Source organism: Lentilactobacillus rapi DSM 19907 = JCM 15042, assembly GCF_001436255.1.
Classification (GTDB): Bacteria; Bacillota; Bacilli; order Lactobacillales; family Lactobacillaceae; genus Lentilactobacillus; species Lentilactobacillus rapi.
This window is the reverse complement of record NZ_AZEI01000062.1, coordinates 1-13,167: the sequence shown is the minus strand read 5'-3', so window position 1 is coordinate 13,167 and position 13,167 is coordinate 1. Positions and strand designations below refer to the sequence as shown.

General features: G+C 44.6%; 10 protein-coding genes. 8 read left to right on the top strand and 2 right to left on the bottom strand.

Features of this window, described 5'->3' with window-relative positions; genetic code table 11:
* Positions 1-11 precede the first annotated feature (11 nt).
* The 5 genes from fdrA (at position 12) to FD12_RS07195 (ending at position 5,763) form a co-directional block, all read left to right on the top strand.
* Positions 12-1,781, top strand: coding sequence for an acyl-CoA synthetase FdrA (gene fdrA / locus FD12_RS07215; RefSeq protein ID WP_056982366.1), 1,770 nt, complete (start codon positions 12-14; stop codon positions 1,779-1,781).
* A gap of 2 nt (positions 1,782-1,783) precedes the next feature.
* Positions 1,784-3,052 carry a YlbE family protein gene (locus FD12_RS07210; protein ID WP_056982364.1) on the top strand — a complete coding sequence of 423 codons (1,269 nt, stop codon included), beginning with the start codon at positions 1,784-1,786 and terminating at the stop codon, positions 3,050-3,052.
* Positions 3,053-3,058: 6 nt separating this feature from the next.
* Positions 3,059-3,892, top strand: a complete 834-nt coding sequence (locus FD12_RS07205) for an oxamate carbamoyltransferase subunit AllH family protein (RefSeq protein ID WP_056982362.1) — start codon at positions 3,059-3,061, stop codon at positions 3,890-3,892.
* A gap of 45 nt (positions 3,893-3,937) precedes the next feature.
* Positions 3,938-4,882, top strand: coding sequence for a carbamate kinase (arcC, locus tag FD12_RS07200; protein WP_054748245.1), 945 nt, complete (start codon positions 3,938-3,940; stop codon positions 4,880-4,882).
* Between the two features lie 122 nt (positions 4,883-5,004).
* Positions 5,005-5,763: an NADP-dependent (R)-specific alcohol dehydrogenase gene (locus FD12_RS07195; protein ID WP_054748243.1), complete on the top strand. Its 759-nt coding sequence runs from the start codon at positions 5,005-5,007 to the stop codon at positions 5,761-5,763.
* 245 nt (positions 5,764-6,008) lie between these two features.
* Here FD12_RS07195 and FD12_RS07190 read toward each other — a convergent pair whose 3' ends face one another.
* Positions 6,009-7,670, bottom strand: coding sequence for a PucR family transcriptional regulator (locus FD12_RS07190; protein WP_056982359.1), 1,662 nt, complete (start codon positions 7,668-7,670; stop codon positions 6,009-6,011).
* A gap of 187 nt (positions 7,671-7,857) precedes the next feature.
* On the opposite strand from FD12_RS07190, the gene FD12_RS07185 reads away from it, so the two are divergent.
* Together FD12_RS07185 and FD12_RS07180 are read left to right on the top strand one after the other, a co-directional pair.
* A complete protein-coding gene (locus tag FD12_RS07185) occupies positions 7,858-9,129 on the top strand; it encodes an MFS transporter (protein WP_054748241.1) in 1,272 nt (423 codons plus the stop codon).
* Positions 9,130-9,234: 105 nt separating this feature from the next.
* The gene (locus FD12_RS07180; RefSeq protein WP_054748278.1) at positions 9,235-10,005 is read left to right on the top strand and encodes a hypothetical protein; all 771 of its coding nucleotides are present in this window, start codon (positions 9,235-9,237) and stop codon (positions 10,003-10,005) included.
* A 16-nt stretch (positions 10,006-10,021) separates the two neighbouring features.
* Here the strand turns inward: FD12_RS07180 and FD12_RS07175 are convergent, their stop codons facing one another.
* Positions 10,022-10,798 carry an aminoglycoside adenylyltransferase domain-containing protein gene (locus FD12_RS07175; RefSeq protein ID WP_146985924.1) on the bottom strand — a complete coding sequence of 259 codons (777 nt, stop codon included), beginning with the start codon at positions 10,796-10,798 and terminating at the stop codon, positions 10,022-10,024.
* A 231-nt stretch (positions 10,799-11,029) separates the two neighbouring features.
* Here FD12_RS07175 and FD12_RS07170 point away from each other — a divergent pair.
* Positions 11,030-13,167: MucBP domain-containing protein (locus FD12_RS07170; RefSeq protein WP_056982356.1), on the top strand; the 2,138-nt coding region annotated here is incomplete at its 3' end.

The window sequence follows — 13,167 nt, the reverse complement described above, 5'->3', positions numbered from 1 at the left end:
TTGGTGAGTCCATGCTCCATACAATTATTGAAAAAAATAGTTATCAAGATTCAATCGTCCTAATGCTGCTGACGAACTATCTGGAAACTTTGGATGGCGTCAACAACGTTCAAGTGATGATGGGGACCCCCGCCAACAAAGATATCTTCAAAACTGGTGGGCTTGCAACCGATGAATTAGAAAAAGCTTCTCCAAACGATATGGTGATCGTTCTCGATGCTGACAGCGATGACTTAGTCGATGAGGTGATTGAAAAGTCGAAGGAATACCTGGATGAACAGGGCCAAGCTGATGATCAAGGCACTGACGATGAACAACGGGTTAAGACTTGGGATAAAGCCTTAGAGTTGGGCAAAGACGCGCCAGTTGCCTTGATTTCTGTGCCAGGCACCTATGCGGCCGGTGAAGTTGAAAAGGCTTTGGATGCCGGCAAACACGTTTTCTGTTTTAGCGATAACGTGACGATCGAAGATGAAGCCCGCTTGAAAAACCTTGCCCACGAAAAGGGCTTGCTGTTGATGGGACCTGACTGTGGAACTGGGATTGCTAATGGGATTCCATTGGCATTCGCTAACCGAATTCGCAAGGGCGGCATCGGCATGGTTGGTGCTTCTGGAACTGGAATTCAGGAAGTTTCAACCATCATCCACAAGCTGGGTGCCGGGGTGACCAATGCGATTGGAACCGGTGGCCGTGACTTAAAGGCTGCCGTTCAAGGAACCACCTTCAAGGATGCAGTTGCCCTACTTGATCAAGATCCGAATGTTAAAGTCATCGTGGCGATTTCCAAGCCACCTGCCAAAGAGGTTCGCGATGACGTCGTTGCCTTACTTCGGGCTGCCAGCAAGCCAGTTGTCGCCATTTTCCTCGGCGAAAAGCCAGCCGCTCATGAAGAAGGCCTCTACCGGGCATACACTTTGGAAGAAACTGCCCGAATTGCCGTTGACCTGTTAAATGGTCAGCAGCCGGAAGCCATCGACGATCAGTTGGAAGTTCCAACGATCAAGTTGGACCCTAAGCAGAAGTACATCAAGGGTTATTATTCTGGTGGCACGCTGGCATACGAAGCTGCAACGTTGATGAACGATGCCCTGGGTCTCAATGCCCAAGATGCCGGTGATGGCTATATCCTTAAAAAGGAAGGCTATGAAGTCATCGATTTAGGCGACGATGTTTACACCCAGGGTCGGCCACATCCGATGATTGACGCGACTAAACGCAAAGAAATGATGGTTGAAGCCGGTAATGACCCGGAAACAGCCGCAATCTTGATCGATATCGTCCTCGGATATGGTGCGCATGATAACATGGCCGGTGAATTAGAACCCGCCATCAAGAAAGTGATTGCCGACGCGAAGGCTCAAGGGCGGAACTTGCCAGTTATTGGCACGATTGTCGGAACTGATTTGGACCCTCAAGATTACCATAATCAACAGAAGATTTTACAGGATGCCGGAGTTATTCTCTGCCAAAGCAATGCCCAAGCCGTTAAGACCGCTTTAGCATTGGTTGGCAAGCCGGTGCATGAAGATCTCAAGCCGATTTTACCTGAAGAAGCTTCCGATGCCGTCATGCCAGCCGTTTCTGAAGATCTTCAGAAGTTGCTTACGGTGGATAAATTTATCAACGTTGGGTTGGAAAGTTTCGCCAAAGCCATTAATGAAAATGGTGGCCATGCCGTTCAGTTCGATTGGCATCCAGTTTCTGGTGGGAACGTGGAACTTCAGAAGGCTTTAATCTTCTTGAACAAAGTGTCATTGAACAAGAAAGTGGAGGTGTAGGGATGGTCTATGCAAATGTAGAAGAAGCCAACAATGCCGTTATTTCAAAAATTATTGCCGGTTCGCCATTCTTGCTGGATGTTGTCCCCGCAAAAGAGGTCATTGATGCGTTCAATCATGGCAAGGTTCTGCTGCACGCGGGTCCACCAATTACCTACGACAAGATGATTGATCCGGTTCAAGGGGCCTGCATCGGCGCTGCCATCTTTGAAGGTTGGGCTGATAATGAAGACGATGCCCGCGCCTTGATGGAGAGCGGCGAAGTCAAGCTGATCCCATGTCACCATGTGGATGCGGTTGGTCCCATGGGTGGGATTACGTCTGCTAATATGCCGGTCTTTATTGTTGAAAACAAAACAGATGGCAACCGTGCTTATTGCACAATGAACGAAGGCATTGGTGCTGTGCTCCGATTTGGCGCCAACGGTCCGGAAGTGATTAATCGATTAAGATGGATGAGAGATGTTTTGGGACCAACCTTGAGCGAAGCCATGCAAATGCGTGAACCGCTAAACGTCAACGTGTTGATTGCCAAAGCGATTGCCATGGGGGATGAATTCCATCAGCGAAACATTGCCGCTTCACTGGCATTCTTAAAGGAAATGTCCCCAAGTATTGTCAAACTAAATATTAACCAGAAAGACAAAGAAGACGTGATCCAGTTCTTAGCTGATACCGATCAATTTTTCTTGAATATTATGATGGCCTCTGCTAAATCCGTCATGGATGGTGCCCGCCAAGTTCAAGAAGGCACGATTGTCACGGCAATGTGCCGGAACGGTTATGAATTTGGGATTCGAATTTCTGGAATGGGTGACCAATGGTTTACCGGTCCGGTTAACACGCCAAAAGGGCTGTACTTCTCAGGATTCTCCGAAGATGATGCGTCTCCGGACATGGGTGACAGTGCCATCACCGAAACATTTGGTGTCGGCGGCTTTGCGATGATCGCAGCCCCTGCAGTGACCCGCTTTATTGGCACGGGTGGTTTCTTCGATGCCCTCCACATTAGTGAAGAAATGACTGAAATCACTACCGCATCTAATCCGAATTTCCCAATTCCAACTTGGGACTTCAAGGGGATTTCGATTGGAATTGATGCTCGTAAAGTGGTTGAAACTGGGATTTTGCCGGTCATTAATACTGGTATTGCCAATAAGAAAGCCGGCCTTGGCCAAATCGGTGCCGGAACCGTTAACCCACCAATGGAATGTTTTGAAAAAGCAGTCTTAGCTTACGCGGAGAAACTCGGATTTGAAGTTGGGGTTTGATGAATCATGAGAAAAGTACAGGCATATGCGGATCAGGACTTATTGGATTTGGAACGGGGAGACTGGTTTGTCCACAGTGTATTTAAGCACACCTTTAATCTCACTGACCGACAGCATAACCCTCTTATCCTGGTGGCTTGGGATCAATCCAAGCTGTTTCCGGGCGGGGTTTATATCCCCAAGGCAGAATTCTATGAGTTGTTGGCCCAAATAAATGATGCCCAATCCATTCGGTTTGCAGACCAGCTGATTGAAATCACGACGGCTACTGAAACCTGGCAAATTGAGCTGTCAAAGACTTACGATGTGAGTCTTAAAGCGACTAAAATCGATGGCACCAGGGCGCAATATCTGCTTGGGGCTGCCCAGCAGCTCAATAAGATGACAGGATTAAACCAGCCATTTCAAGCCTTGTTGAGTAAAGCGGCCTCACCGTTCCAAGCCGAATTAACCTGGTTAACTGAGGCTGCCAATGTGCAACGCGGGGTTGATTTCTTCGCTGGCCGCGGCCGGGGGTTGACGCCCTCGGGGGATGACCTGCTGTTGGGCTGGCTGCTAATCGATTGGCTGGTTGAGCCCACTGAATCCCTCCACCAAGCAATTCGATCAAAGATTGCGACGGACAGATACACGACGGATATTAGTCGCCATTATTTGAATCATGCGTTGAACAAACGGTTTAGCAGTGCTGTACTGAAGATTGCTGATTATCTATCAGGCAAAGGCGCACTTAACGATATAGATGAGTTGCTACACGATGCAATTGATTACGGCAATACATCGGGCATTGACACGATATCTGGTATCGTCTCTGCGCTTTTGTTCAAAGTACATTTGTGAACTTGTGAATATGAATTTAATTGATAACTTGAAAGGGGGTATTTGATGGCTAAGCGAGTTGTGATTGCGATCGGCGGGAATGCCATTTTACAGCCAAAACAACCGGCAGAATTTGACATTCAGATGCAAAATGTCCGCAAGAGTGCGGAACAGATCGCCAAAATAGAGGCAATGGACTATGAAATTGTGTTGACCCACGGGAATGGTCCGCAAGTTGGAAATATTTTACAACAAAATGAAATTGCCAAAGACGTTGTGCCGGCTTTCCCGTTAGACGCCTGTAATGGGGAAACCCAGGGATCTATCGGCTACATGCTGGAACAATCATTGAAAAATACATTGCGGAAGAATCAATCTTCGGCCAACGTTGCAACGCTGCTGACGGAAGTTGAGGTCGATCGAAATGACCCGGCATTCCAGAATCCAAGCAAGCCAATCGGGATTTTCTATTCAGAAGAAGAAGCTAAGCAACTACAGGCAACAAAGAACTGGATTATGGTTGAGGATGCCGGCCGGGGCTATCGACGGGTTGTGCCTTCACCAATGCCCTCGATGATTCATGGGATCGATTCAATTGTCCATCTGCTCGAGCAAAATATCATTGTCATTGCTGGTGGCGGTGGTGGGATTCCGGTCTACCAAACCAATGAAGGTCAGTTGTGTGGCGTTGAGGCCGTCATTGATAAGGACCGCACCGGCCGCAAATTGGCAGAACAAGTGAATGCAGATATCTTTATGATTTTGACGGATGTCAGCAATGTCTATATTAACTATGGGAAGCCTGAACAAGAAAAGCTCCAGGATATTTCAGTTACTGAGGCTGAGAAATACCTGTCAGATGGCCATTTTTCTGTGGGAAGTATGGGACCGAAAATTGAAGCGGGAATTGGATTCGCCAAAACTGGCGGGACAGCCATTATTTGCGCGTTAGATGAAGCCGACCTCGCCCTACAAGGTAAAGCCGGAACGAGAATCAGTTATGCGTCATGATGAAAATTAATTTCAAATAAAAAGAAAATAATTTACAAAAGAAGATAAATAGTGTATTATAAGTTTGTGAAATAAATCACTTCATTGGTACTCGATATCGTCTATAAAACGGAGGTAATCAAATGACAGATCGATTAAAAGGAAAAGTTGCGATTGTAACCGGTGGTACTTTAGGAATTGGGTTGGCTGTTGCTGATAAATTTGTTGAAGAAGGTGCCAAAGTGGTCATTACTGGCCGTCACGCTGATGTTGGTGAAAAAGCCGCAAAATCAGTTGGTGGACCGGATGTCATCAAATTCATCAAGCACGATGCTTCAGATGAAGAAGGCTGGACCAAATTATTTGATGAAACTGAAAAAGCATTTGGCCAAGTGACCACAATCGTTAACAACGCTGGAATTGCGGTTAGCAAGAGCGTTGAAGAAACGACAACTGAAGAATGGCGCAAATTACAGTCAATTAACCTGGACGGGGTATTCTTTGGAACCCGCTTGGGAATTCAACGAATGAAGAATAAGAACCTCGGCGCTTCAATCATCAACATGTCCTCGATCGAAGGTTTTGTCGGCGATCCGAACTTGGGTGCATACAATGCTTCAAAGGGTGCCGTGCGAATCATGTCCAAATCAGCTGCCTTGGATTGTGCCTTAAAAGATTATGACGTGCGAGTTAACACCGTTCACCCAGGCTATATCAAGACTCCGTTAGTTGACGATCTTGAGGGTGCAGAAGAAATGATGTCGCAAAGAAGCAAGACACCAATGGGCCATATTGGCGAACCGAATGATATTGCCTGGATCTGTGTCTACTTGGCTTCAGATGAATCCAAATTCGCAACTGGTGCAGAATTCGTCGTAGATGGCGGATATACAGCACAGTAGAAAAAGTGAGCGGATCAAAGCGATTAGAAGTCGGAATGTAAGTCTCCAGCGAGAGAAATTCCCGGTTCTGGAATTTTTCTCGGTGGTGCTTACATGCAGACTTCTGCTTTGCGGAGCTGTCCTAAAACAGTGAGCGCTCTGACGCGGCTCTTAAAAGGGACCCAATTGAAATCCATTTTAGGATTTCAATTGGGTCCCCTTTTTTGCTATTAATTTGTTGGTAGCTAAGAACTTCTGCTCAATTTTTAGGCACCAGGTTCCGCTTGCTCACTGGATTCGTTGCCCGATTCTGACAATTCCAATGCCAACCGTAGATTCAAACTATTCTCCGGATCCTTGACGGACAGCCCCAGTAATTTCTCACATTGCTTAATCCGGTACTTAATTGTGTTCCTGTGGAGATACAACGCTGTGGCAGTTTTAGTAATTTCACAGTTGTAATCCAAATAATGCTTCAAAGTATTTCTTAATTCCTTTTGGGATTGATCGTTTGGATAGGCTAAATCTTTGAGTATTTTTTCACAATAATAGTGAATACTTTCCTCGTTTGTATTTTCAAAAAGGCCAACCAGCCCCTTTGGATGGTAATAATTTACAACATTTGGGTTGAAGAGCCGGGTTGCTTCATCCAGTGCTGATTTTGCTTCAATAAACGAACTGGAGATATTGGTAATTGCTTCATAGGGATTTCCAAATGCAAAGCATAGCTGGATTGACAGTGCCTCTTTGAGTTCATCCGCCAGTGTTTGAAGAACTTTGTTGGCATCCGGTTCCTGCGACTGGAAGAGCAAAGCAATTTCGTTGGTGTTCTTGACCTTAAAGATAATGACATTCTTAATTCGAAGTGGCAGTTGCGCTTCCAGCCATTTTTTGGCAATGGCAGCCTCTTCTTGGCGATAAATCAGCTTGGTCTTGTTGTCTTTGTTAGGAACACAGTAGGCCAGGGCCAAGCGATAATACTTACTGTGAACAAGGCCATAGCGCGACCCTAAGTCGACCCAATTGCGGTGGTCGTGAGTTTGGTCCGTTTTTGCCTTAATCAATTGAGAGAGGAAGTCACTTTTCATGATATCGAAGAATTCATCGACTTTGTAATTCTTGAACAAAATGAACGTCAAGACGAGGATCGCTTGCTCGATAGCAAACTCAGACACAGGATAAGGAATTTGTTCGGGTTTCAAGATAATTAAGTGGAACGGAAAATACGTGTCAACATTCACTGGATATCCCAGCACCTGGACGTTTTCACCCTTCAAGTCTTTCACGATAAATGAACTATTGCCTTCATTGATTTTGTCATAATGGTGGTCATCAATCTGTTCAATGTAAAACGAAGCCGGATGGTCTGAGCGGGAAAAGTATTGAGAATTGCTGATGACTTTGTGCCAAGGGCTCAGTAAAATCACCGGGGCATTGATGATTTTTCCGAGTTCGGCGATAAAGCGGCTTAAATTGACGTCGTGCATAAGCAGGCCCGAGAAGCGTTTCTGAATATCTAATGCATAAGTAAGCTGTTCAGTCTTAGCGTCCCAGATATAACTCAACATTTGGTATAACAGTCTTCCCAATGGTTGGCTGCTGGGGACTTTGACGATGGGGACATCAACCTTCGAGGCATAATCAACCACATCTTGGTCAATATCGTCAATGAATCGGCCGACTTTAATCCCTAACGCGGCAACGTCCTTAGAAACGAGGGTATCAAGTAAGTGCTTCATTTTTGATTGATCATCTTTGTAGATCATTGCCGTCGTCAGGACAATGGCGTTCTTGGGAATAAAATTTGCAACGTCGGGAGTTTCAGTGATTTCGACACTTTCCACTTTGCGTTCAAGGTTCTTATGGGCGGAAAGGATTTCCAAGTCGGAGAATCGTGGCAGGTCGAGTAATTGTTCTAATGTCGTCAAAGTAAAATGCCTCCAATTTCATAACGGTAGCGCTTACATCTCTATTCATTAAACCATATTTAGCCACTTTAGACAATGTTTTATCCATTATGGTTCAGAATGGGCAGTGTTTTTAAAAGAGCAGCCGTTATAATTATAATTGAAAGCGCTTACCAAATGAGTAAAGCTATTATTGGAGGAATTGATGATGGAAAGAGACGAAAGTAAACCCCACACTGGAATGGCGTATTGGAAAAAGATCGTTATCTTATTATGTGCTGGTTGGATCGCAATTTGGGTCTACCGGTCTGCTTTAGCCCCCGTTTACCCACAGATTAGAGCCTCATTGGGTGGTAATGTTTCAGACACTGCCCTAGGATCCATTTCTAGTTTTTACTTTTTAGGATATGTGGTTATGCAGATACCGGCCGGATTTTTGGTTGATAAGATCGGTAAGAAACGGGTTCTGATCCCAGGCTTCTTACTGTTTGCGGCGGCAGCGTTAATCGTTGCGCTGGCCGGATCAATTCAAATCATTTATTTAGGTAGTTTACTGGCTGGTTTAGGATGTGGTTCCTTCTACGGGTCAGCATACTCCCTCACCAATCAGAATATTCCGGCCAACAAACGGAGCTTCTCGACAGCGATTGTGAACAGTGGCTCGGCAGTTGGCTCGGGACTTGGCATGATTCTTTCAAGTTTCTTGGTTGCTCAACAGGGGATGCCTTGGCAAGTGATGATGTACATTTCAATCGCGATGATTCTATTCATGGTGATTGCTTTTCAAGCCATCATCCGCAGTAACAAGGATGATGTGGCAGTGATTCAAGCCGCTCTTGAGAAGAAGACTGAAAAGAAGCCAAAGGAAAAAGTTTCAGTTGGTACTTTGTTGGCACCTAAGATGTTCTTTAGTTACCTACTGTACTTTGCTACCTGTTACGCTTACTACATGATCGTCACTTGGCTCCCGAACTTTCTGGCAACCGAACGCGGATTCAAAGGAACTGCCATTGGTTTTTCAGCCTCATTAGTTGCCTTCGCCTCGATTCCAGGCGCCTTGTTCTTCAGTAAATTAGCCGACCGCTTTATGAATCAAAAGATCAAATTCATTGTTGTCTTGGAACTTCTGGCTGCCGCAATGCTGCTGGCAACTGTTCAGGCGACTAATCCAACATTCTTATTGATCGCGCTGGTCTTATATGGTTTCCTTGGTAAGTTGGCCGTCGAACCAATTATTATTTCCTGGTTGGGTGAAAATGCGCCGCGAGTTGGGATTGGCACAACCCTTGGTGTCTTTAACTTCTTTGGGATGATGTCATCGATCATTGCCCCGGCACTAACCGGTAGTATCTCGGATGCCACTGGTTCGAAGATCATGGGATTTTACATTGCCATTATCCTCTTAGTTGTTGGAACGGTCCTCTTCCTCTTGGCCAATTTGAACAATAAGAAGGCAGCTAAACCGGAAACGCTCGATTAATTAAATGCCACCTAAGTGTAAAGTAATCTCTTCGGGGATTGCTTTTTAATTTGCTGATTAAAATGCGTGCTACAATCAATTTAAAGAACGATTGGGATGACAGCTTTGGCCAAGTTACGACCGAATAACGGGAAATATCAATTTACCATGGATGATGCGTACCGGCAACGATTGCAGCAAACGATTATCGCTACATTACCTGCAGGGGTGGAGCTGGTTGCCAGCAATTATGCGCGCTCAACAGCCAGCTCCTACTGGTTGTTAAAGATTGTCGCCGAAAATGGTCAAATGAATTGGCTCACATTGCGAGTGGCCACTCATGAATTGTGGTTAGCACATGCGCAGCAGGTTGAAGTGCTCTGGGATGATCCCGGGGATTTTGACGAGTTAACTGCAGCAATTAAAGTTAGTTTAACGCGGCCGGCAATGCAGGCGAACCAATTTCGATTAAGCCAATTGGATTTAGCGCTACTTCATTTGTTGCGGACGTTGGAGCAACACAAGTTAATCTGGTTTATCCGGATGGCACCAGCGATGGCAGCGGCCCATAAAGCCGTTTCGTTTGATCTGAAGACTGATTTCTTGGCTGCCCAACTCTATTTGGGTGATCGAAATAATGCCAATAACCTGTTAGTGCCAGTGGCGGTACCGAATTTTCAGCAGCGACTGGCCACTTTCTATGGAAGAAACTTGTTATTTTCTCAATTTACAAAGCATTCATTAATGAAATTACTGCCGACCAATCAGTGGCTTCAACCGATCTTAAGGGAGTTGGCAGTACCAACGGATTGGCAACGATTATTAGTGGCGGCGTTTGGAGAAGACTTTGTTCAAACGGGTTTGAAGTTGATGGATCAGAAGAATGATCGCAATTAGGCTGGGATCAAATCGCCTATTGCCTCAGTCTTATTTTCTTTAGCATCAAACGGGCAAATTGATCTAATTGAGTGGCACGGATGCTATCAAACGGATCCTTTGAACTAGCTAACGTATATTTTGTTAAGGCTGCTTGGATAATGGGGTGGTATTTTTCTGGTAAGGCCCTTAATCCCCATTCGCCACCAGTTAATTTGGATGTCACGAGATTGTCTTGCTCGTACGCTAAAACCCGGCAAAGGTTGAGGACAATGTACATGGGCTGGCTGAGGATTTCTTGGTCGGCATCGTTAATGTCCGCTGTGATACTTCGCCAATAGTCCGCTGAAGGAACTTCACTGAAGACTTCTTCGATCGGTGCGCCAATCAACTCCTGGCCGTAGCGGTTGAGAATGGTAATGTGAGCGGCTAAATCGGGATCCTTGCCATGCATTGATTTGATATATTTATCTGGATTCGATGCATATTCTGCGAGGTGCATTTGAGAAAAATGGAAATCAAAGGGTAGCGGATCTGTAAAATGGCTTGTATCTTCAAGCAGAAGGACGTGGAATTCCAAGCCCTTCTGTGGTGAAAGCGGCCATAACCTTTTGATGGTGACATTCATGAGTCGTTGTTTGTCACTGAATTTGAGTGGCTCTTTCACAACAACAATGTAGTCTAAATCACTGACTTCTTCGTTGTAAGAACCCATGACGTAAGATCCGTGGAGGTAGATGCCAACAAGGTTATCCTTGAGAATCTTGGCGTATTCTTTTTTCAGTCGTTCGAGTAGTTGGTTAGTTTGGGTCATTGTGGCGCCTCCTTTTGGCTTATACATATAATATACGATAACGGGGGCGGAATTATTGGTTGGGATGGGAAAAGGCTACTTTAAAGATAATAGATGTTTTTGCAAATGAGGCAAAAGTTATGCTCATTTATAACAATAATGTAAGCGGAAACAATGCCCGCTTAACGGGAATCAGTTATAATGGATTTAGGGGAATTTTATGGTTTGTTTTTTTGTGAGGGGGTTAAGGCGATGAAATTAATTAAGTGTTTGTTGGTGCCAATTGTATTTTTGGTGGGTATGGTCCTATTCTCAGTATCAATGGTGCCAATTGGCAGTACGCCACCAGTCGTAGTAGTATATGCGGATGAGCAAGATACTAATCCGGCGCTGGATCAAGTAATGCCCAACGAAAAGTTACAGCAGTTAGTTTTGTATAATCTTAAAGATGAGGATTTAGCTGCTCAGAATGCTCAGTTGAGTGATTTCACAGTGGATTCATTTAAAACAGCTTTGTCAAAGCTAAAAACTTTACAATGGTTCGGTAATGGGTCCGACGATGAGTTTTACGATTCGTTGGGTCCTTATAACGGGGGAAATGGTGCGGTTGGTCCAAAGAGTATTAACCCAGGCAACTATTCTTTGGAAGGTTTACAATATGCGACCAGTTTAACGACAATTGATTTAAGCACTACATTTAACTTCGGTTCTAAGTTCTACCACGCTGATATTACTGATATTTCACCTTTGGCTAACTGTAAAAACTTGGAAAATATTACGCTGATCGGTAATCGAATTACTGATGTCACACCTATAGCTAATTTAAGCAAAGTAACTGATTTACGGCTTCAATATAATTGTATTTCTGATTTTTCTTCACTGAAAATGAGTCAATATACCAAAAATTTTGCTATTTTCCGGCAACAACTCGTTTTGCCGGTAATCTATTCCGCAACCAATACGATTACCGTCACTCAGCCGTTTAACAATAAATTACCACAAGGAATGACTTATACCAACCGAGGGGAATTGGGCTACGCTGATGGTGATAGCGGTTGGGCTGACGGTTTTTCCCTGGATTCGGATAACAAGTTTGCGCAGGCCTTTTATATCGGCGCCGGCAATACCTGGCAAAAAGATGGCAGTATGACTTATAGTAATATCATTTCGCAGGTAAAACCCGGACCAACCAATTATCCATTTGACGATGGTTATAATTCCAAAATAATTCAAAATCCGTATAAGTATTATTTATATTTAGGCTATCAAGATACTACTACCAACCCGGTCTATACCATTTTCGATGAATATATTCCATATGAAATTAACGTTGCTCAGATTAAGTATCGCATTATTCCTTATGATAAAAAGACCGGTCAGAACATTTCAACTTACACGCCAACGGAACAAACCGGTATGGCTGGTGATAAGGTTACAGTGCCAGACATTACCGGCTACAATGTTGATGATAGCCAAGTTGTAAATCATCAAGTCACCGTGCCAGAAGGCGGTGGGGATATTCGAGTGGCTTATGATGCCACCACGGTGTCGTACACCATTCACCCAGTTGATCAAAACGGGAATCCGTTAGGTCACGATGTTAGTGGTAAGGATGATGTCGGTCAATATGTCACTGTGCCTGATATTCCCGGATATGTGGTTAATGATCATAAAGTCGTTAACCAAAACCAGGTAATCATTCCTGATGGTGGTGGTACCATTGACGTGGTTTATAGCAAGTCATTTGCTAATGATACCACTTTGAATATTAACTACCTGGATAATGATAATAATCAGTTGCTCCAGCAAAAGGTGGTTCACGGGACTATTAATGACCCCTATAAAATTGATCCGCCTTATTATCCGGATACCCTGACGATTAACGGCCAATCCTATACCCTGGTTAAATCCAAGATGCCAACTAATTTAACCGGCACTTTAACGGCCAATACCACGCCAGTCATCTTTTACTATCAAAAGACGGTAACGCCACCCAACCCTAATCCAGGTCCGGGACCAGAACCTCAGCCAAATCCAGAACCAACACCAAACCCACAACCAACCCCGACTCCAACTCCAGAACCGGCTGAGCCAAGCGGGAAATTGGTTGCCAAAAAAGGTGAAGCCGTTTACGCTTTGAAACACATCTATCTGTATCGAAGCAATAACTTTACCAAAGGCGCCCGCAAGTTTAGTTACGCTAAAAAGCCCCGGGTTAATCGCCCAATGTTTGTGGTGACGAATTACAAGTATAGCAAGAATCACGTGCTCCGATATCAAGTCCGTGACGTCAATCATCATAGTAAATCTGATGGTATGACGGGTTACATTACTGCTAATACTAATTATGTCCGTCCAGTATACTATCACAGTAAGCATTCAACTTTGAC

What these genes read in the sequence shown, in the direction of transcription:
- fdrA (WP_056982366.1), top strand. Translation starts at nt 12, where the DNA reads ATGCTCCATACAATTATTGAAAAAAATAGTTATCAAGATTCAATCGTC.
- FD12_RS07210 (WP_056982364.1), top strand. Translation starts at nt 1,784, where the DNA reads ATGGTCTATGCAAATGTAGAAGAAGCCAACAATGCCGTTATTTCAAAA.
- FD12_RS07205 (WP_056982362.1), top strand. Translation starts at nt 3,059, where the DNA reads ATGAGAAAAGTACAGGCATATGCGGATCAGGACTTATTGGATTTGGAA.
- arcC (WP_054748245.1), top strand. Translation starts at nt 3,938, where the DNA reads ATGGCTAAGCGAGTTGTGATTGCGATCGGCGGGAATGCCATTTTACAG.
- FD12_RS07195 (WP_054748243.1), top strand. Translation starts at nt 5,005, where the DNA reads ATGACAGATCGATTAAAAGGAAAAGTTGCGATTGTAACCGGTGGTACT.
- FD12_RS07185 (WP_054748241.1), top strand. Translation starts at nt 7,858, where the DNA reads ATGGAAAGAGACGAAAGTAAACCCCACACTGGAATGGCGTATTGGAAA.
- FD12_RS07175 (WP_146985924.1), bottom strand. Translation starts at nt 10,798, where the DNA reads ATGACCCAAACTAACCAACTACTCGAACGACTGAAAAAAGAATACGCC.